This is a genomic window from Enterobacter sp. E14S (genome assembly GCF_055666685.1).
The window spans coordinates 69,379-88,753 of sequence record NZ_JBVODQ010000014.1 but is presented as its reverse complement, the minus strand read 5'-3'; the positions used below and the strand labels follow the sequence as shown (position 1 = coordinate 88,753).

Annotated in this window: 17 protein-coding genes and 1 pseudogene; 17 read left to right on the top strand and 1 reads right to left on the bottom strand. The window is 54.3% G+C overall.

Annotated features, from left to right (window positions below; translation table 11 throughout):
• The first annotated feature begins 66 nt into the window (after nucleotides 1-66).
• Both ravA and viaA read left to right on the top strand, forming a co-directional pair.
• Nucleotides 67-1,562, top strand: a pseudogene (gene ravA / locus ACZ6J2_RS20645) (ATPase RavA).
• Nucleotides 1,556-3,007 carry an ATPase RavA stimulator ViaA gene (viaA, locus tag ACZ6J2_RS20640; protein WP_471726558.1) on the top strand — a complete coding sequence of 484 codons (1,452 nt, stop codon included), beginning with the start codon at nucleotides 1,556-1,558 and terminating at the stop codon, nucleotides 3,005-3,007. The pseudogene ravA and the gene viaA overlap by 7 nt, the downstream one beginning before the upstream one ends.
• On the opposite strand, the gene asnA is transcribed toward viaA, so the two are convergent.
• Nucleotides 3,008-4,000 (bottom strand): aspartate--ammonia ligase, encoded by a 993-nt coding sequence (gene asnA, locus ACZ6J2_RS20635; RefSeq protein ID WP_471726557.1) that lies wholly within the window; start codon nucleotides 3,998-4,000, stop codon nucleotides 3,008-3,010.
• A gap of 151 nt (nucleotides 4,001-4,151) precedes the next feature.
• Here asnA and asnC point away from each other — a divergent pair, with 151 nt between their 5' ends.
• From asnC to glmS, 15 genes are all read left to right on the top strand, one after another.
• Complete coding sequence (gene asnC / locus ACZ6J2_RS20630) at nucleotides 4,152-4,610, top strand: transcriptional regulator AsnC (RefSeq protein WP_023333916.1); 459 nt, start codon at nucleotides 4,152-4,154, stop codon at nucleotides 4,608-4,610.
• A gap of 90 nt (nucleotides 4,611-4,700) precedes the next feature.
• Nucleotides 4,701-5,150, top strand: coding sequence for an FMN-binding protein MioC (gene mioC, locus ACZ6J2_RS20625; protein WP_471726556.1), 450 nt, complete (start codon nucleotides 4,701-4,703; stop codon nucleotides 5,148-5,150).
• A gap of 374 nt (nucleotides 5,151-5,524) precedes the next feature.
• Nucleotides 5,525-7,414 carry a tRNA uridine-5-carboxymethylaminomethyl(34) synthesis enzyme MnmG gene (mnmG, locus tag ACZ6J2_RS20620; protein WP_471726555.1) on the top strand — a complete coding sequence of 630 codons (1,890 nt, stop codon included), beginning with the start codon at nucleotides 5,525-5,527 and terminating at the stop codon, nucleotides 7,412-7,414.
• A 107-nt stretch (nucleotides 7,415-7,521) separates the two neighbouring features.
• A complete protein-coding gene (rsmG, locus tag ACZ6J2_RS20615) occupies nucleotides 7,522-8,145 on the top strand; it encodes a 16S rRNA (guanine(527)-N(7))-methyltransferase RsmG (protein ID WP_471726554.1) in 624 nt (207 codons plus the stop codon).
• Between the two features lie 616 nt (nucleotides 8,146-8,761).
• Entirely contained in the window at nucleotides 8,762-9,142 is a 381-nt protein-coding gene (gene atpI, locus ACZ6J2_RS20610; protein WP_008500194.1) for a F0F1 ATP synthase subunit I, read from the top strand.
• A gap of 8 nt (nucleotides 9,143-9,150) precedes the next feature.
• On the top strand, nucleotides 9,151-9,966 hold the full coding sequence (gene atpB, locus ACZ6J2_RS20605; protein WP_023309789.1) for a F0F1 ATP synthase subunit A: 816 nt from the start codon (nucleotides 9,151-9,153) through the stop codon (nucleotides 9,964-9,966).
• A 49-nt stretch (nucleotides 9,967-10,015) separates the two neighbouring features.
• Complete coding sequence (gene atpE, locus ACZ6J2_RS20600; protein ID WP_000429386.1) at nucleotides 10,016-10,255, top strand: F0F1 ATP synthase subunit C; 240 nt, start codon at nucleotides 10,016-10,018, stop codon at nucleotides 10,253-10,255.
• A gap of 48 nt (nucleotides 10,256-10,303) precedes the next feature.
• A complete protein-coding gene (gene atpF, locus ACZ6J2_RS20595) occupies nucleotides 10,304-10,774 on the top strand; it encodes a F0F1 ATP synthase subunit B (RefSeq protein ID WP_014072436.1) in 471 nt (156 codons plus the stop codon).
• A gap of 14 nt (nucleotides 10,775-10,788) precedes the next feature.
• Complete coding sequence (gene atpH, locus ACZ6J2_RS20590) at nucleotides 10,789-11,322, top strand: F0F1 ATP synthase subunit delta (RefSeq protein WP_023309790.1); 534 nt, start codon at nucleotides 10,789-10,791, stop codon at nucleotides 11,320-11,322.
• A gap of 12 nt (nucleotides 11,323-11,334) precedes the next feature.
• The gene (gene atpA, locus ACZ6J2_RS20585) at nucleotides 11,335-12,876 is read left to right on the top strand and encodes a F0F1 ATP synthase subunit alpha (RefSeq protein WP_006808751.1); all 1,542 of its coding nucleotides are present in this window, start codon (nucleotides 11,335-11,337) and stop codon (nucleotides 12,874-12,876) included.
• 51 nt (nucleotides 12,877-12,927) lie between these two features.
• The gene (gene atpG, locus ACZ6J2_RS20580; RefSeq protein ID WP_008500191.1) at nucleotides 12,928-13,791 is read left to right on the top strand and encodes a F0F1 ATP synthase subunit gamma; all 864 of its coding nucleotides are present in this window, start codon (nucleotides 12,928-12,930) and stop codon (nucleotides 13,789-13,791) included.
• 31 nt (nucleotides 13,792-13,822) lie between these two features.
• Nucleotides 13,823-15,205, top strand: coding sequence for a F0F1 ATP synthase subunit beta (atpD, locus tag ACZ6J2_RS20575; RefSeq protein ID WP_006177559.1), 1,383 nt, complete (start codon nucleotides 13,823-13,825; stop codon nucleotides 15,203-15,205).
• A gap of 20 nt (nucleotides 15,206-15,225) precedes the next feature.
• Entirely contained in the window at nucleotides 15,226-15,645 is a 420-nt protein-coding gene (locus ACZ6J2_RS20570) for a F0F1 ATP synthase subunit epsilon (protein WP_006177560.1), read from the top strand.
• Between the two features lie 138 nt (nucleotides 15,646-15,783).
• On the top strand, nucleotides 15,784-17,154 hold the full coding sequence (gene glmU, locus ACZ6J2_RS20565; RefSeq protein ID WP_471726553.1) for a bifunctional UDP-N-acetylglucosamine diphosphorylase/glucosamine-1-phosphate N-acetyltransferase GlmU: 1,371 nt from the start codon (nucleotides 15,784-15,786) through the stop codon (nucleotides 17,152-17,154).
• A 349-nt stretch (nucleotides 17,155-17,503) separates the two neighbouring features.
• Complete coding sequence (glmS, locus tag ACZ6J2_RS20560) at nucleotides 17,504-19,333, top strand: glutamine--fructose-6-phosphate transaminase (isomerizing) (RefSeq protein ID WP_023309792.1); 1,830 nt, start codon at nucleotides 17,504-17,506, stop codon at nucleotides 19,331-19,333.
• The last annotated feature ends 42 nt before the right edge of the window (nucleotides 19,334-19,375 follow it).

Below are 19,375 nucleotides of genomic sequence, written 5' to 3'. Positions count from 1 at the left end.
CCCTGACTGAAACGTCTATACTCGCTTCAATTGGCCGCCACGACGGCGAAAGGATGCAAAACTATTATGGCTCACTCACATTTATTAGCAGAAAGAATTTCCCGCCTCAGCAGCGCGCTGGAAAAAGGCCTTTTCGAGCGTAGCCACGCCATCCGCCTCTGCTTACTGGCGGCGTTGAGCGGTGAGAGCGTGTTTTTGCTGGGACCGCCGGGCATTGCCAAAAGCCTGATTGCCCGCAGGCTGAAATTTGCTTTTCAGAACGCCCGCGCCTTCGAATATCTCATGACCCGGTTTTCCACCCCAGAAGAAGTTTTTGGTCCGCTCTCCATTCAGGCATTGAAAGATGAGGGGCGCTATCAGCGTCTGACAGAAGGGTATCTTCCGGAGGCTGAGATTGTTTTCTCGATGAGATCTGGAAAGCGGGGCCGGCTATTCTGAACACGCTGCTCACGGCGATAAACGAACGTCGGTTCCGTAACGGCGCCAGTGAAGAGAAAATCCCGATGCGCCTGCTGGTGGCCGCCTCTAACGAACTGCCTGAAGCCGACAGCAGTCTGGAAGCGCTATATGACCGTATGCTTATCCGCCTGTGGCTGGACAAAGTGCAGGATAAATCCAACTTCCGCTCCATGCTGGTCAGCCAGCAGGATGAAAGTGAAAACCCGGTATCCGCTTCGCTGCAGGTAACGGATGAGGAGTATCACCAGTGGCAGCAGGATATCGGCAAAATCAAACTGCCAGACGCCGTCTTCGAGCTGATCTATCTCCTGCGCCAGCAGCTTGATCTCATCCCTTCAGCGCCCTATGTCTCCGATCGCCGCTGGAAAAAAGCGATCCGCCTGCTGCAGGCCAGCGCCCTGTTCAGCGGGCGTGACGCCGTTGCGCCAATTGACCTGATCCTGCTCAAAGACTGCCTCTGGCACGATGCAGAAGGCATGAACCTGATGCAGCAGCAGCTTGACGTTTTGATGACCGGGCACGCCTGGGGGCAGCAGGCAATGCTCAACCAGCTGGGGGCGATTGCCCAGCGGCGCATCCAGCTTCAGCAGCAGCAAAGTGATAAAACCGCGCTGAAAGTGAATCGCCTTGGCGGCATGTTCGCCCGCAAACCGCACTACGAGCTTCCTGCCGATCTGACTGGTACGACGCTAACGCTGCTGCTCCAGCAGCCGCTCAAACTGCATGACATGCAGGTGGTACACATTACGATTGAGCGCGAGGCGCTGGCGCAGTGGCTGGATAAGGGCGGAGAGATCCGAGGAAAACTCAACGGCATTGGTTTCGCGCAGCCGCTGAATATGGAAGTGGACAGCAGCCAGCACCTGGTGATCCGCGACGTCAGCCTCCAGGGATCGCGTCTTGCGCTGCCGGGAACCGCCTCTGACAGCGTCCCCGAAGAGATTAAGCAGCAGCTGGAAGCGCTGGATACCGAATGGCATCAGCAGCACACCCGCTTTAGCGAGCAGCAAAAATGCCTCTTTATTCATAGCGACTGGTTAGGCCGCATCGAAGCCAGCCTGCAGGACGTCAGCGCGCAGATCAAACAGGCGCGTCAATGCTAACGCTGGATACGCTTAACGTCATGCTGGCCGTCAGCGAGGAGGGGTTGATCGAAGAAGTGGTCATTACCCTTCTGGCGTCGCCGCAGCTGGCGGCGTTTTTTGAAAAATTTCCAAAGCTTAAAAAGGCGATGACGGACGATCTTCCGCGCTGGCGCGATAACCTTCGCCAGCGGTTTAAGGAGACGGAAGTCCCGCCTGAATTGACGGAGGAGGTCGCCAGCTATCAGCAGTGCCAACGGCTGTCGACACCGCAGTTTATCGTCCAGCTGCCGCAAACCCTTACGCTGCTTGATAAAGTCCACTCTCCGTTTGCCAGCCAGGCGCGGGCGCTGGTTACGGATAACGCCACTTTTACCCCGGCGCTGCATACCCTGTTCCTACAGCGCTGGCGCCTCAGCCTGGTGGTTCAGGCCACAACGCTGAACCAGCAGCTGCTGGACGAAGAGCGTGAACAGCTGCTCAGTGAAGTTCAGGAACGGATGACGCTGAGCGGCCAGCTAGAACAGGTGCTGGTGGAGAATGAAAACGCAGCAGGGCGTCTGTGGGATATGAGCGCCGGCCAGCTCCGGCGCGGGGATTATCAGCTGATCGTCAAATACGGCGATTTTCTGGCGCAGCAGCCCGAGCTGATGAAGCTTGCAGAACAGCTGGGTCGCTCAAGGGAGGCAAAATCGGTCCCAAAGAAAGATGCCCCGATGGAAACCTTCCGCACCCTGGTGCGCGAACCGTCGACCGTGCCGGAGCAGGTCGACGGGCTCCAGCAGAGCGACGACATCTTACGCCTGCTGCCGACCGAGCTAAGCACGCTGGGGATGACCGAGCTGGAGTATGAGTTCTATCGTCGGCTGGTGGAAAAACAGCTTCTCACCTACCGACTGCACGGCGAAGCCTGGCGCGAGAAAGTCAGCCAACGGCCGGTCGTCCATCAGGATTTTGATGAACAGCCGCGCGGGCCATTCATTGTTTGCGTGGATACGTCCGGTTCGATGGGCGGGTTTAACGAGCAGTGCGCGAAGGCCTTCTGTCTGGCACTGATGCGCGTGGCGCTCGCCGATCGCCGTCGCTGCTTCATCATGCTCTTCTCCAGCGAGGTGGTGGGCTATGAGCTGACGAACCAGCAGGGGATCGAGCAGGCAATCCGCTTCCTGAGCCAGCGCTTTCGCGGCGGCACGGATCTGGCCAGCTGCTTCCGCAGCATTGTGGAGCGTATGCAGGGCGGCGACTGGTACGACGCTGACGCGGTGGTGATTTCCGATTTTATTGCCCAGCGGCTGCCGGATGACGTGGTGAATAAGGTGAAGGAGTTACAGCGGGTGCACCAGCACCGATTTCATGCGGTGGCGATGTCAGCCCATGGAAAACCCGGCATCATGCGCATCTTCGATCATATCTGGCGCTTTGATACCGGGTTGCGTAGCCGCCTGCTCAGACGCTGGCAGCGTTAATTACAGAAGAGAACCGATGCTTTCACGTACCTGCTGCGGCCAGACGCCACACTGAACCTGACCGATATGGGGTAATTGCAGCAGCAGCATGGTCAGACGGGACTGGCCGATACCGCCGCCGATCGTTTGAGGCATTTCACCGCGCAGTAGCGCCTGGTGCCACTCGAGTTTGAGACGATCTTCATCGCCGGTGACCGCCAGCTGGCGCTTCAGCGCGTCAGCATCCACGCGGATCCCCATAGAAGAGAGCTCGAAGGCGTCTTCCAGTACCGGGTTCCACACCAGAATATCGCCGTTCAGCCCGGCAAATTCGCCCTCACCCGCAGTGCTCCAGTCATCATAATCCGGCGCGCGAACGTCGTGGCGTTTGCCATCAGACAGCTTGCCGCCGATACCGATCAGGAATACTGCACCTAATTCTTTAGCGATCGCACGCTCGCGGCCTTTAGCATCGAGATCCGGGAAGCGGCTCAGCAGCGCCTGGCTGTGGACAAAGTGGATCGTATCCGGCAGGAACGGTACCAGACCAAACTCTTTGCTCACGGCCGCTTCGGTCGCTTTGATCCCGGCGTAGATCGCCTCAACGGTGGATTTCAGCGTACCGACGTGGCGCTCGCCGTCACCCATTACGCGCTCCCAGTCCCACTGGTCAACGTAAACGGAATGAATCGGAGAAAGGCGGTCTTCGTCGGGACGAAGGGCTTTCATGTGCGTGTAAAGCCCTTCGCCCGCGCTGAAGTCGTGTTGTCCCAGGGTTTGACGCTTCCACTTCGCCAGTGAATGAACCACTTCGAACTGAGCGTCTGGCAGTGTTTTCACTTTCACCTGTACCGCTTTTTCGCATCCAGAGAGGTTATCCTGCGTCCCGTCACCCACGCGGCTCAGAATCGGCGCCTGAACTTCAATAAGGCCAAGCTTCTCTTCCAGCTGGCGGGAAAAATGGGATTTTACGAAACTGATCTGGCGTTGTTTTGCGATGTAAGCGGTTTTCATTATTTATACTCCTGCGTCCTGTTGATATTGATTAAGCAACAGAAATGGCATCAGATTCAATAACTCATCAACAAAAAGCCACCTTCACTTTTGATTCGATAAAATTAAACGCTAGAATAGAGTGATTCATTAATCTTCATAAGAAAAAGCTATGGAAAATTATCAGATCGACAATCTCGACCGCGGCATCCTGGAGGCGTTAATGGCCAATGCCCGTACCGCCTACGCCGAACTGGCAAAACAGTTTGGCGTCAGCCCGGGAACCATTCACGTCCGCGTAGAGAAGATGAAGCAGGCGGGGATCATTACCGGCGCACGCATTGACGTCAGTCCTAAACATCTGGGTTACGACGTCTGCTGCTTCATTGGCATCATTCTTAAAAGCGCCAAAGACTACCCTTCCGCTCTGGCGAAGCTGAACGCGCTGGATGAAGTCACCGAGGCGTATTACACCACCGGGCATTACAGCATCTTTATTAAAGTCATGTGCCGATCCATCGACGCCCTCCAGCAGGTACTTATCAACAAGATCCAAACAATCGATGAAATTCAGTCCACCGAGACGCTGATCTCCCTGCAAAACCCGATCATGCGTACCATCCGCCCGTGATCGGGCAAATTCATTCCCACATTTTCCACAGGTAGATCCCAGCTCGTTCACAGCGTACAATGGCCGTCTCTTTATCTGGGCGAGCGATCAATGGCGGACATTACCCTTATCAGCGGCAGCACCCTTGGTGGTGCGGAATACGTAGCGGAACACCTGGCTGAAAAGCTGGAAGATGCGGGCTTTTCTACAGAAACCCTGCACGGTCCGTTGCTTGAAGATCTCCCGACTGACGGGGTCTGGCTGCTGATCACCTCCACGCACGGCGCGGGCGATCTGCCGGATAACCTGCAACCTTTATATGACGAACTGCTGGAACAGCAGCCCGACCTGTCAAACGTCCGTTTTGGCGCGGTGGGGATCGGCAGTCGTGAATATGACACCTTTTGCGGGGCAATAGAGAAAGTTGAAGCCGCTGTTACCTCTTGTGGAGCAAAACAGGTGGGTGAAACGCTCAAGATCAACATCCTCGATCATGACATTCCGGAGGATCCAGCCGAGATCTGGCTCGCGGAATGGAAAAATTTACTCAAAAACGATTAAAGATCGCGCGAACAGATGTGGATAAGTCTGGTTAAAAGCTCGTATTAACCCGTAGTTATCCAAAGAACAACTGTTGTATCGTTTTTGACCTGTGCATAAAGTCGCGATCTGATCCCAGCTTATACTGTCCAGGATCACCGATCATTCACAGCAAACGATCCTTTCTAACTGCATGATCTTCTTTGTGAGATCGGACTTATCCACACAGGTTCGCGATCCTAATAAGAGATCACAATAGAACAGATCTCTTAATAAAAAGATCTTCTTTTTAATAGCCCAGGATCCCAATGCTTTCTCGAAAGACTAAAGTTGAGTAGAATCCACGGCCCGGGCTTCAATCCATTTTCATACCGCTTTACGCGAGGCAGACCACCATGTTTTATCAGGATCCTTTTGACGTCATCATCATTGGCGGGGGTCATGCAGGCACTGAGGCCGCAATGGCCGCAGCGCGTATGGGTCAGCAGACCCTGCTTTTGACACACAATATCGACACGCTGGGACAAATGTCCTGTAATCCGGCGATTGGCGGCATTGGGAAAGGACACCTGGTAAAAGAAGTGGATGCACTTGGCGGCTTGATGGCGAAAGCGATCGATCATGCAGGCATCCAGTTTAGGATACTAAACGCGAGTAAAGGTCCCGCCGTGCGTGCGACCCGAGCTCAGGCAGACCGCGTGCTTTACCGCCAGGCGGTGCGTACCGCCCTGGAGAACCAGCCTAACCTGATGATCTTCCAGCAGGCGGTTGAAGATCTTATCGTTGAGAACGATCGCGTCGTAGGTGCCGTGACCCAGATGGGTCTCAAATTCCGTGCGAAAGCCGTGGTGCTGACCGTGGGCACATTCCTTGACGGTAAAATTCATATCGGTCTGGATAACTACAGCGGTGGCCGTGCTGGCGATCCGCCGTCTATTCCCCTGTCTCGCCGTCTGCGTGAACTGCCGCTGCGCGTTAGCCGCCTGAAAACCGGTACGCCGCCGCGTATTGATGCGCGCACCATTGATTTCAGCGTGCTGGCGCAACAGCACGGTGATAATCCGTTGCCGGTGTTCTCGTTCATGGGCAATGCGGCTCAGCATCCGCAGCAGGTACCGTGCTACATCACGCATACCAACGAGAAAACCCATGACGTGATCCGCAATAACCTCGATCGCAGCCCCATGTATGCCGGCGTGATCGAGGGGATCGGCCCACGCTACTGCCCGTCGATCGAAGACAAAGTGATGCGCTTCGCCGATCGTAACCAGCACCAGATCTTCCTGGAGCCGGAAGGGCTGACCTCAAATGAAATTTATCCGAACGGCATCTCCACCAGCCTGCCGTTCGATGTACAGATGCAAATTGTTCGCTCAATGCAGGGGATGGAGAATGCGAAAATCGTTCGTCCCGGCTACGCTATTGAGTACGATTTCTTCGATCCGCGCGACCTGAAGCCAACCCTGGAAAGCAAATTCATCCACGGTCTGTTCTTCGCGGGGCAGATTAACGGCACCACCGGCTACGAAGAAGCGGCTGCGCAGGGCCTGCTTGCCGGTTTGAACGCCGCGCGCTTCTCCGCTGAGAAAGAGGGCTGGGCACCAGGCCGTTCTCAGGCGTATCTGGGCGTGCTGGTTGACGATCTCTGCACGCTGGGTACCAAAGAGCCGTACCGTATGTTTACCTCTCGCGCGGAATATCGCCTGATGCTGCGCGAAGATAACGCCGACCTGCGTCTGACCGAAATGGGCCGCGAACTGGGTCTTGTCGATGACGAGCGCTGGGCGCGGTTTAACGAGAAGCTGGAACGCATTGAACAGGAACGTCAGCGCCTGAAAACTACCTGGGTGAATCCGCAGGCGGAAACCGCTGCCGAAGTAAACGCTCACTTAACCGCGCCGCTGTCGCGTGAAGCCAGCGGGGAAGATCTGCTGCGCCGTCCTGAAGTCACCTACGAGAACCTGGTCAAACTGACCGCGTTCGCGCCGGGGCTGGAAGACGCTGAAGCGGCAGAGCAGGTTGAGATCCAGGTGAAGTACGAAGGTTACATCGCGCGTCAGCAGGATGAGATCGAAAAACAGCAGCGTAACGAAAACACGCTGCTGCCGGAAATGCTGGACTACCGCCAGGTGACGGGCCTTTCCAACGAAGTGATCGCCAAGCTGAACGATCACAAACCGGTATCGATCGGCCAGGCATCCCGTATCTCCGGCGTTACGCCTGCAGCGATTTCGATCCTGCTGGTCTGGCTGAAAAAGCAGGGCATGCTGCGCCGCAGCGCGTAATGCCCAGAACATTGCCCGGTGGCGCTGCGCTTACCGGGCCTGATGAACCCGTAGGGCGGGTAAGCGAAGCGCCACCCGCCACCTAAGTTTTCCAACAGGTATTCACCGTGCTCAACAAACTCTCTCGTCTGCTGGATCAGGCAGGTATTTCGCTCACCGATCACCAGAAAAATCAGCTGGTGGCCTATGTCGATATGCTGAACAAATGGAACAAAGCGTACAACCTGACCTCAGTACGTGACCCCAACGAGATGCTGGTACGCCATATTCTCGATAGCATCGTGGTTGCCCCGTGGCTGAAAGGTGAGCGTTTTATCGACGTGGGTACGGGGCCGGGTTTACCGGGCGTTCCGCTGTCGATTGTTCGCCCTGATAGCCACTTCACGCTGCTGGACAGCCTTGGCAAGCGCGTGCGCTTTTTACGTCAGGTACAGCATGAGCTGAAGCTTGAGAACATCACGCCCGTGCAGAGCAGGGTAGAGGAGTTCCCGGCAGAGCCGCCGTTTGACGGGGTTATCAGCCGCGCGTTTGCTTCACTCAATGACATGGTGAGCTGGTGCAAACACTTACCTGCGGAGAACGGCCGCTTTTATGCGCTGAAAGGGCAGTTGCCAGGCGATGAGATTGAACAGCTTCCGGGCGGTTTTGCTGTTGAATCCATCGAGAAATTACATATTCCTCAGCTCGATGGGGAGCGTCATCTGGTGATAATTAAGCCAAACAATTTTTAAAAAATTAATAAAAAATGTGGAATTTGTGCTGTTCTTCGCATGTTAAAAAACAGCACAAATGCAGAGGATTTACCGGCGGGCTTTTAACCTCTTTTTCACTAAGGTTTTTCTTATGGTTAACCTGGCGACTTTTATTCACCGAGAAGATAGTCATCTGTGAAAATATAAGTCTGCTAAAAGTGGAAGGCAGTAACCAGAACGCAATGTTAATTATTTATTAAGAATGTCAATAAAACGTTTTTATTGTGTACTGGGCTGTTTTGAAAATAGTTATGACATTTTGCGTTTAATTTCATAAAGATAAATTTGCGCGATTTGCGCCTTTGATTAATACAACCTTATCGCAAATGTGTGTTTTGTGATCTCGTGCACGCTTTATCGCCAACGTTTTCGCGCTGTTTGCAGTTTTGGTCGAAGGTTGACGCTTTCAGCGAAAGTTAAAAAATAGCGGTGGGGAAAAATATTTAAACATTTATTCACCTTTTCGCTACTTAATGTTTGAAATCACGGGTGCGCACCGTATAATTTGACCGCTTTTTGATGCTTGACTCTGAGCCTTAAAGGACGTTTTATACGACACGCGGCATACCTCGAAGGGAGCAGGAGTAAAAACGTGATGTCTGTGTCGCTCTTGAGTAGAAACGTTGCTCGTAAGCTTCTGTTCATTCAGTTTCTGGCTGTGATAGCAAGTGGACTGCTGTTTAGCCTCAAAGACCCCTTCTGGGGCATCTCCGCCGTGTGCGGGGGTTTGGCGGTTGTGCTGCCAAACGTGTTGTTTATGATTTTTGCCTGGCGTCATCAGGCGCATACACCTGCCAAAGGCCGCGTGGCCTGGTCCTTCGCCCTCGGCGAAGTGTGTAAGGTGTTGCTGACCTTTGCTCTACTGGTGATGGCGCTGGCGGTTTTGAAAGTGGTCTTCATGCCGCTGATAGCAACGTGGGTTTTGGTGCTGGTGGTACAAGTTCTGGCTCCAGCTGTAATCAATAACAAAGGGTAAAAGGCATCATGGCTTCAGAAAATATGACGCCGCAGGATTACATAGGTCACCATCTGAATAACCTTCAGCTGGACCTGCGTACATTCTCGCTGGTGGATCCACATAACCCCCCGGCCACCTTCTGGACGATCAACATCGACTCCATGTTCTTCTCGGTGGTTTTGGGTCTTCTGTTCCTGGCCATGTTCCGCGGTGTTGCTAAACGAGCGACCAGCGGTGTACCAGGGAAATTCCAGACCTTCATCGAAATGATCATCGGCTTCGTCCATGGCAGCGTCAAAGACATGTACCATGGTAAGAGCAAGCTGATTGCTCCGCTGGCCCTGACCGTGTTCGTTTGGGTCTTCCTGATGAACCTGATGGACCTGCTGCCAATCGATCTGCTGCCGTTCATCGGTGAGCACATCTTCGGCCTGCCAGCGCTGCGTGTTGTACCGTCTGCGGACGTGAACATCACCCTGTCGATGGCGCTGGGCGTATTTATCCTGATTCTTTTCTACAGCATCAAAATGAAAGGCGTAAGCGGCTTTGTGAAAGAGCTTACCTTGCAGCCGTTCAACCACTGGGCGTTTATTCCGGTCAACCTGATCCTGGAAGGCGTTAGCCTGCTGTCCAAACCTGTTTCACTGGGTCTGCGACTGTTCGGCAACATGTATGCGGGTGAGCTGATTTTCATTCTGATCGCGGGTCTTCTGCCGTGGTGGTCACAGTGGATTCTTAATGTGCCATGGGCCATTTTCCACATCCTGATCATTACGCTGCAAGCCTTTATCTTCATGGTTCTGACGATCGTCTATCTGTCGATGGCGTCTGAAGAGCACTGATTTTTTACCAACACTACTACGTTTTAATTGAAACAAACTGGAGACTGTCATGGAAAACCTGAATATGGATCTGCTGTACATGGCTGCCGCTGTGATGATGGGTCTGGCGGCTATCGGTGCTGCGATCGGTATCGGCATCCTCGGGGGCAAATTCCTGGAAGGCGCAGCGCGTCAACCTGATCTGATTCCTCTGCTGCGTACTCAGTTCTTTATCGTTATGGGTCTGGTGGATGCTATCCCAATGATCGCTGTAGGTCTGGGTCTGTACGTGATGTTTGCTGTCGCGTAGTAGTAGTTTTAAAACCCTAAGCCACAGAAATTAAAGAGGTATTGTGCTGTGAACATGAACGCAACAATCCTCGGCCAGGCCATCGCGTTTATTCTCTTTGTCTGGTTCTGCATGAAGTATGTATGGCCGCCTTTAATGGCTGCCATCGAAAAACGTCAGAAAGAAATTGCTGACGGTCTGGCTTCCGCAGAACGCGCTAAGAAAGATTTGGACCTTGCACAGGCCAACGCGACAGACCAGCTGAAAAAAGCGAAAGCTGAAGCTCAGGTAATCATTGAACAGGCTAACAAACGCCGTTCTCAGATCCTGGACGAAGCCAAAGCTGAAGCAGAACAGGAACGTACTAAGATCGTGACACAGGCTCAGGCAGAAATTGATGCTGAGCGTAAACGTGCTCGTGAAGAACTGCGTAAGCAGGTTGCGATTCTGGCTGTTGCTGGCGCCGAGAAGATCATCGAACGTTCCGTGGATGAAGCTGCTAACAGCGACATCGTGGACAAACTTGTCGCTGAACTGTAAGGAGGGAGGGGCTGATGTCTGAATTTGTTACGGTAGCTCGCCCCTACGCCAAAGCAGCTTTTGACTTTGCTGTCGAACACCAAAATGTCGATCGCTGGCAGGATATGCTGGCGTTTGCCGCTGAGGTGACGAAAAACGAACAAATGGCTGAGTTGCTTTCCGGTGCGTTAGCACCTGAAACTCTCGCCGCGTCGTTTATCGCCGTGTGCGGAGAGCAACTGGATGCCAACGGCCAGAACCTGATTAAGGTGATGGCAGAAAATGGTCGTCTCCGTGTGCTCCCGGATGTTCTCGAGCAGTTTGAGCACTTACGTGCCCTTAGTGAAGCAACCGCTGAAGTCGAAGTGACTTCTGCGACTGAACTGAGTAATGAACAGCTTGCGAAAATCACCGCCGCGATGGAAAAACGTCTGTCACGCAAAGTTAAGCTGAATTGCAAAATCGATAAGTCTGTAATGGCAGGCGTAATCATCCGTTCGGGTGATATGGTCATTGATGGCAGCGTACGCGGCCGTCTTGAACGCCTTGCAGACGTCTTGCAGTCTTAAGGGGACTGGAGCATGCAACTGAATTCCACCGAAATCAGCGAACTGATCAAGCAGCGCATTGCTCAGTTCAGTGTTGTGAGTGAAGCTCACAACGAAGGTACTATTGTTTCTGTAAGTGACGGTGTTATCCGCATCCACGGCCTGGCCGATTGTATGCAGGGTGAGATGATTTCCCTGCCGGGTAACCGTTACGCTATCGCACTGAACCTGGAGCGCGACTCCGTAGGTGCAGTTGTGATGGGTCCATACGCTGACCTCGCCGAAGGCATGAAGGTTAAGTGTACTGGCCGTATTCTGGAAGTGCCGGTTGGCCGTGGCCTGCTGGGTCGCGTTGTTAACACCCTGGGTGCGCCAATCGACGGTAAAGGTCCGGTTGAGCACGATGGCTTCTCCCCAATCGAAGTTATCGCACCAGGCGTTATCGACCGTCAGTCCGTAGATCAGCCTGTTCAGACAGGTTATAAGTCCGTTGATGCCATGATCCCAATCGGTCGTGGTCAGCGTGAACTGATCATCGGTGACCGTCAGACCGGTAAAACCGCGATGGCTATCGACGCCATCATCAACCAGCGTGACTCCGGCATCAAATGTGTGTACGTGGCCATCGGCCAGAAAGCGTCCACCATCTCTAACGTGGTTCGTAAACTGGAAGAGCACGGCGCACTGTCTAACACCATCGTTGTGGTAGCAACCGCGTCTGAATCCGCTGCACTGCAATACCTGGCGCCATACGCCGGTTGCGCAATGGGCGAATACTTCCGTGACCGCGGTGAAGATGCACTGATCGTATACGATGACCTGTCTAAACAGGCTGTTGCTTATCGTCAGGTTTCCCTGCTGCTCCGTCGTCCACCTGGACGTGAAGCGTTCCCTGGCGACGTATTCTACCTCCACTCTCGTCTGCTGGAGCGTGCTTCTCGCGTTAACGCGGAATACGTCGAGAACTTCACCAAAGGTGAAGTGAAGGGTAAAACGGGCTCTCTGACCGCTCTGCCGATCATTGAAACCCAGGCGGGTGACGTTTCTGCGTTCGTTCCGACCAACGTAATCTCCATTACCGATGGTCAGATCTTCCTGGAAACCAATCTGTTTAACTCCGGTATTCGTCCGGCAGTTAACCCGGGTATCTCCGTATCCCGTGTTGGTGGTGCTGCTCAGACCAAGATCATCAAGAAACTGTCCGGTGGTATCCGTACCGCGCTGGCACAGTATCGTGAACTGGCTGCGTTCTCTCAGTTCGCATCCGATCTGGACGAAGCAACCCGTAAACAGCTGAGCCACGGTCAGAAAGTGACCGAGCTGCTGAAGCAGAAACAGTACGCACCAATGTCTGTTGCTCAGCAGGGCCTGGTACTGTTCGCGGCTGAACGCGGTTACCTCGAAGATGTGGAACTGGCGAAAATCGGTAGCTTCGAAGCCGCTCTGCTGGCTTACGTCGACCGTGATCACGCTCCGCTGATGCAAGAGATCAACCAGACCGGTGGCTATAACGACGAAATCGAAGGCAAGCTGAAAGCTATCCTCGATTCCTTCAAAGCAACCCAATCCTGGTAATCGTCCGGCGGCTTGTCTCAGGACAAGCCGCCTGGCATTGAGGAGAAGCTCATGGCCGGCGCAAAAGAGATACGTAGTAAGATCGCAAGCGTCCAGAACACGCAAAAGATCACTAAAGCGATGGAGATGGTCGCCGCTTCCAAAATGCGTAAATCGCAGGATCGCATGGCGGCCAGCCGTCCTTATGCAGAAACCATGCGCAAAGTGATTGGTCACCTTGCAAACGGTAATCTGGAATATAAGCACCCTTACCTGGAAGAACGCGACGTTAAGCGCGTGGGCTACCTGGTGGTGTCGACCGACCGTGGTCTGTGTGGCGGCTTGAACATTAACCTGTTCAAAAAACTGCTGGCGGATATGAAAGCATGGTCTGAAAAAGGCGTTCAGTGCGATATCGCAATGATCGGCTCTAAAGGCGTCTCTTTCTTTAACTCCGTTGGTGGCAACATTGTCGCTCAGGTGACCGGTATGGGTGATAACCCGTCCCTGTCCGAACTGATCGGCCCGGTTAAAGTGATGTTGCAGGCCTATGATGAAGGCCGTCTGGACAGACTGTACGTTGTCAGCAACAAATTCATTAACACCATGTCTCAGGTTCCAACGCTCACTCAGATGCTGCCGTTACCGGCATCAGAAGATGACGAGCTGAAGCAAAAAGCCTGGGATTACCTGTATGAACCCGATCCGAAACCGCTGCTGGATACCCTGCTGCGTCGTTACGTTGAATCTCAGGTTTATCAGGGCGTTGTAGAAAACCTGGCCAGCGAGCAGGCCGCACGAATGGTGGCGATGAAAGCCGCGACCGATAATGGCGGCAGCCTGATTAAAGAGCTGCAGTTGGTTTACAACAAAGCTCGTCAGGCCAGCATTACTCAGGAACTCACCGAGATCGTCTCGGGGGCCGCCGCGGTTTAACCAGGTTTACGAATTACGTAGAGGATTCAAGATGGCTACTGGAAAGATTGTCCAGGTAATCGGCGCCGTGGTGGACGTCGAGTTCCCTCAGGACGCCGTACCACGCGTGTACGACGCGCTTGAGGTACAGAATGGTAACGAGAGCCTGGTGCTGGAAGTTCAGCAGCAGCTCGGCGGCGGTATCGTGCGTACCATCGCGATGGGTTCTTCTGACGGTCTGCGTCGTGGTCTGGAAGTAAAAGACCTTGAGCACCCGATCGAAGTCCCGGTAGGTAAAGCAACACTGGGTCGTATCATGAACGTATTGGGTCAGCCAATCGACATGAAAGGCGACATCGGTGAAGAAGAGCGTTGGGCTATCCACCGCGCGGCACCTTCCTACGAAGAGCTGTCCAGCTCTCAGGAACTGCTGGAAACCGGTATCAAAGTTATCGACCTGATGTGTCCGTTCGCGAAGGGCGGTAAAGTCGGTCTGTTCGGTGGTGCGGGTGTAGGTAAAACCGTAAACATGATGGAGCTGATCCGTAACATCGCGATCGAGCACTCCGGTTATTCCGTGTTTGCGGGCGTAGGTGAACGTACTCGTGAGGGTAACGACTTCTACCACGAAATGACCGACTCCAACGTTCTGGACAAAGTATCCCTGGTTTACGGCCAGATGAACGAGCCACCAGGAAACCGTCTGCGCGTTGCGCTGACTGGTCTGACGATGGCTGAGAAGTTCCGTGACGAAGGCCGTGACGTTCTGCTGTTCGTTGATAACATCTATCGTTACACCCTGGCCGGTACTGAAGTATCTGCACTGCTGGGTCGTATGCCTTCAGCGGTAGGTTATCAGCCTACGCTGGCGGAAGAGATGGGTGTTCTTCAGGAACGTATCACCTCTACCAAAACCGGTTCTATTACCTCCGTTCAGGCGGTATACGTACCTGCGGATGACTTGACTGACCCATCTCCAGCAACCACCTTTGCGCACTTAGATGCAACCGTGGTACTGAGCCGTCAGATCGCGTCTCTGGGTATCTACCCGGCCGTTGACCCGCTGGACTCCACCAGCCGTCAGCTGGATCCACTGGTTGTTGGTCAGGAACACTACGACACCGCGCGTGGCGTACAGTCCCTGCTGCAGCGTTACCAGGAACTGAAAGACATCATCGCCATCCTGGGTATGGATGAACTGTCTGAAGAAGACAAACTGGTGGTAGCACGTGCGCGTAAGATCCAGCGCTTCCTGTCCCAGCCGTTCTTCGTTGCGGAAGTATTCACCGGTTCTCCGGGTAAATACGTTTCCCTGAAAGACACCATCCGTGGCTTTAAAGGCATCATGGAAGGCGAATACGATCACCTGCCGGAGCAGGCGTTCTACATGGTTGGTTCCATCGACGAAGCCGTGGAAAAAGCCAAAAAACTTTAACGCCTTAATCGGAGGGTGATATGGCAATGACTTACCACCTGGACGTCGTCAGCGCAGAGCAACAAATGTTCTCTGGTCTGGTCGAGAAAATCCAGGTAACGGGTAGTGAAGGTGAACTGGGTATTTTCCCGGGTCACGCACCGCTGCTCACCGCCATTAAGCCTGGTATGATCCGCATCGTTAAACAGTTCGGTCACGAAGAGTTTATCTATCTGTCCGGCGGCATTCTTGAAGTGCAGCCTGGCAGTGTGACCGTTCTGGCCGATACCGCTATCCGTGGCCAGGATCTCGACGAAGCGCGAGCCCTGGAATCGAAGCGTAAGGCTGAAGAGCACATTAGCAGCTCTCATGGTGACGTGGATTACGCTCAGGCGTCTGCGGAGCTGGCCAAAGCGATCGCGAAACTGCGCGTTATCGAGTTGACCAAAAAAGCGATGTAACACCGGCTTGAAAAGCACAAAAGCCAGTCTGGATACCAGGCTGGCTTTTTTTTTCGGCCTTAATTCATGATGAAAAAGATGTAGAATTTTAAGCATCAAACGTTTTTACTTCACACTCAAACTACCGTCAGGATGCGTATGTCAAACAGTGCGATGAGCGTGGTGATCCTTGCCGCTGGCAAAGGGACCCGCATGTATTCCGATCTGCCTAAGGTGCTCCACACGCTTGCAGGAAAGCCAATGGTGCAGCATGTCATTGATGCAGCGAACGAGCTGGGTGCCAGTCAGGTCCACCTGGTCTACGGCCACGGCGGCGATCTGCTTAAAAAGACGCTGAGCGATGACAAGCTTAACTGGGTGCTTCAGGCCGAACAGCTGGGCACAGGCCATGCGATGCAGCAGGCTGCGCCCTTCTTTGCGGATGACGAAGACATTTTGATGCTCTACGGCGATGTCCCGCTGATCTCCGTTGAAACCCTGACTCGCCTGCGTGAAGCCAAACCGCAGGGCGGTATCGGTTTGTTGACCGTCGTGCTGGACGATCCAAGCGGTTATGGCCGCATCACCCGTGAAAACGGCAACGTCACGGGTATTGTTGAGCATAAAGATGCCAGCGACGAACAGCGCCAGATTCAGGAGATCAACACCGGTATCCTGATTGCCAACGGCGCGGATATGAAGCGCTGGCTGTCCAGACTCGACAATAACAACGCGCAGGGTGAATACTACATCACCGACATCATTGCGATGGCGTACCACGAAGGGCGTGAAATTGCCGCCGTTCATCCGGCGCGCATCAGCGAAACGGACGGCGTGAACAACCGCCTTCAGCTTTCCCGTCTTGAGCGTATTTATCAGTCCGAGCAGGCCGAAAAACTGCTGCTGGCGGGCGTGATGCTGCGCGATCCGGCGCGTTTCGATCTGCGTGGTTCGTTATCTCACGGGCGTGACGTTGAAATTGATACGAACGTTATCCTCGAAGGTTACGTCACGCTGGGCAATCGCGTCAAAATTGGCGCCGGCTGCGTGATTAAAAACAGCGTCATCGGCGACGACTGCGAAATCAGCCCGTACAGCGTGGTGGAAGATGCCCGTCTGGATGCGGCCTGTACCATCGGCCCGTTTGCGCGTCTGCGCCCGGGCGCTGAGCTGCTGGAAGGCGCTCACGTGGGTAACTTCGTGGAGATGAAAAAAGCGCGTCTGGGTAAAGGCTCGAAAGCCGGTCATCTGACCTATCTGGGCGACGCGGAAATTGGCAATAACGTGAATATTGGTGCAGGGACTATTACCTGTAACTATGACGGCGCGAATAAGTTTAAAACCATCATCGGTGACGACGTGTTCGTTGGCTCCGATACGCAGCTGGTGGCGCCCGTTACCGTGGGTAACGGAGTGACTATCGCCGCCGGAACAACCGTTACGCGCGATGTGGCCGAGAACGAGCTGGTGTTAAGCCGCGTGCCGCAGGTCAGCAAGCAGGGCTGGAAACGCCCGGTGAAGAAAAAGTAACAACAAGGCGGGTGGCGCTACGCTTACCCGCCCTACGATTGAGTAGGCCTGATAAGGCGTAGCCGTCATCAGGCAAACCCGGGAGAGGGGATAAATATATATCTCCCCCCACAAGCAGTACCCATAAAAATAACCCCACTCTCTACAAGGCTCGGGGTGCCCGGAAAGGGCGTTACCCAAAGGATTTCGCGTTGTGGCAAGGCGGCAAGCGTATGAGTCCATGGGAGCTTACTTAAGTAAGTGACCGTGGCGAGTACGAGAAGCCAACGCAGCCGCAGCGTGAAAGACGCAGGGAAAATACAGGTCAGCGACAACGCAGGCATAATGCCTAAATTCGGAATCTAAAATTATGTGTGGAATTGTTGGCGCAGTTGCGCAGCGTGATATTGCTGAAATCCTTCTCGAAGGTTTACGTCGTCTGGAATACCGTGGTTACGACTCAGCCGGTCTGGCTGTCGTCGATGCAGAAGGTCATATGACCCGTCTGCGTCGTCTCGGTAAAGTGCAGATGCTGGCCCAGGCCGCGGAAGAACATCCGCTGCATGGTGGTACCGGTATTGCGCACACCCGCTGGGCGACGCACGGCGAACCGTCTGAAGGTAACGCGCACCCGCATGTGTCTGAACACATCGTGGTCGTGCACAACGGCATTATCGAAAACCACGAACCGCTGCGCGAAGAACTGAAAGCGCGCGGCTACACCTTCGTCTCAGAAACTGACACCGAAGTGATTGCTCACCTGGTGCACTGGGAGCTGGAGCAGGGCGGCACGCTGCGTGATGCGGTGCTGCGTGCTATCCCTCAGCTGCGCGGTGCGTACGGTACGGTGATCATGGATTCCCGCGATCCGTCCACATTGCTGGCCGCGCGTTCCGGTAGCCCGATGGTTATCGGTCTGGGCATGGGCGAAAACTTCATCGCTTCTGACCAGCTGGCGCTCCTGCCGGTTACCCGTCGCTTTATCTTCCTCGAAGAGGGTGATATCGCGGAAGTGACCCGTCGCAGCGTGACCGTCTTCGATACCAAAGGCGAGCAGGTGAAACGTCAGGAGATCGAATCGAATCTGCAGTACGACGCGGGTGATAAAGGCGCTTACCGTCACTACATGCAGAAAGAGATTTACGAGCAGCCAAACGCCATCAAAAACACCCTGACCGGGCGCATCAGCCACGGTGAAGTGGATCTGAGCGAGCTGGGCGCAAACGCGAACGAACTGCTCGGCAAGGTCGAGCATATTCAGATCGTCGCCTGCGGCACCTCTTACAACTCCGGTATGGTTTCTCGCTACTGGTTTGAATCCCTGGCGGGCGTGCCGTGCGATGTGGAAATCGCGTCTGAATTCCGCTATCGCAAATCCGCGGTGCGTCGTAACAGCCTGATGATCACCCTTTCCCAGTCCGGCGAAACGGCGGATACGCTGGCAGCGCTGCGTCTGTCTAAAGAGCTGGGTTACCTGGGCTCGCTGGCTATCTGTAACGTTCCTGGCTCATCGCTGGTGCGTGAGTCCGATCTGGCGCTGATGACCAAAGCGGGCACAGAAATCGGTGTGGCCTCCACCAAAGCGTTTACCACTCAGCTAACCGTTCTGCTGATGCTGGTGGCGAAGCTTGCGCGTCTGAAAGGTGAAGATGCGTCCGTTGAGCACGACATCGTTCACGGCCTGCAGGCGCTGCCGAGCCGTATTGAGCAGATGCTGTCTCAGGACAAACGCATTGAAGCGCTGGCGGAAGATTTCTCCGACAAACATCACGCCCTGTTCCTGGGTCGTGGCGATCAGTATCCGATTGCGCTGGAAGGCGCGCTGAAGCTGAAAGAGATCTCCTACATTCACGCTGAAGCCTATGCGGCTGGCGAGTTGAAGCACGGCCCGCTGGCGCTGATTGACGCGGATATGCCGGTCATCGTTGTGGCACCAAACAACGAACTGCTGGAAAAACTGAAGTCTAACATCGAAGAAGTGCGCGCCCGCGGCGGTGTTCTGTACGTCTTCGCCGACAAAGATGCCGGTTTTGTCAGCAACGACAACATGCACATCATCGAGATGCCGCATGTGGAAGAGGTGATTGCACCCATCTTCTACACCGTTCCGCTGCAGCTGCTGGCTTATCACGTTGCCCTGATCAAAGGCACCGACGTTGACCAGCCGCGTAACCTGGCGAAATCGGTTACCGTAGAATAATCCCTTCAGGCTCCACCTTCGGGTGGAGCTTTTTTATCCCAC

Bases quoted from the DNA above. Each gene is read 5' to 3' on its own strand.
- asnC (WP_023333916.1), top strand. From the start codon at position 4,152: ATGGAAAATTATCAGATCGACAATCTCGACCGCGGCATCCTGGAGGCG.
- atpG (WP_008500191.1), top strand. From the start codon at position 12,928: ATGGCCGGCGCAAAAGAGATACGTAGTAAGATCGCAAGCGTCCAGAAC.
- atpB (WP_023309789.1), top strand. From the start codon at position 9,151: ATGGCTTCAGAAAATATGACGCCGCAGGATTACATAGGTCACCATCTG.
- atpI (WP_008500194.1), top strand. From the start codon at position 8,762: ATGTCTGTGTCGCTCTTGAGTAGAAACGTTGCTCGTAAGCTTCTGTTC.
- mioC (WP_471726556.1), top strand. From the start codon at position 4,701: ATGGCGGACATTACCCTTATCAGCGGCAGCACCCTTGGTGGTGCGGAA.
- mnmG (WP_471726555.1), top strand. From the start codon at position 5,525: ATGTTTTATCAGGATCCTTTTGACGTCATCATCATTGGCGGGGGTCAT.
- ACZ6J2_RS20570 (WP_006177560.1), top strand. From the start codon at position 15,226: ATGGCAATGACTTACCACCTGGACGTCGTCAGCGCAGAGCAACAAATG.
- atpA (WP_006808751.1), top strand. From the start codon at position 11,335: ATGCAACTGAATTCCACCGAAATCAGCGAACTGATCAAGCAGCGCATT.
- glmU (WP_471726553.1), top strand. From the start codon at position 15,784: ATGTCAAACAGTGCGATGAGCGTGGTGATCCTTGCCGCTGGCAAAGGG.
- glmS (WP_023309792.1), top strand. From the start codon at position 17,504: ATGTGTGGAATTGTTGGCGCAGTTGCGCAGCGTGATATTGCTGAAATC.
- atpH (WP_023309790.1), top strand. From the start codon at position 10,789: ATGTCTGAATTTGTTACGGTAGCTCGCCCCTACGCCAAAGCAGCTTTT.
- asnA (WP_471726557.1), bottom strand. From the start codon at position 4,000: ATGAAAACCGCTTACATCGCAAAACAACGCCAGATCAGTTTCGTAAAA.
- atpD (WP_006177559.1), top strand. From the start codon at position 13,823: ATGGCTACTGGAAAGATTGTCCAGGTAATCGGCGCCGTGGTGGACGTC.
- viaA (WP_471726558.1), top strand. From the start codon at position 1,556: ATGCTAACGCTGGATACGCTTAACGTCATGCTGGCCGTCAGCGAGGAG.
- atpE (WP_000429386.1), top strand. From the start codon at position 10,016: ATGGAAAACCTGAATATGGATCTGCTGTACATGGCTGCCGCTGTGATG.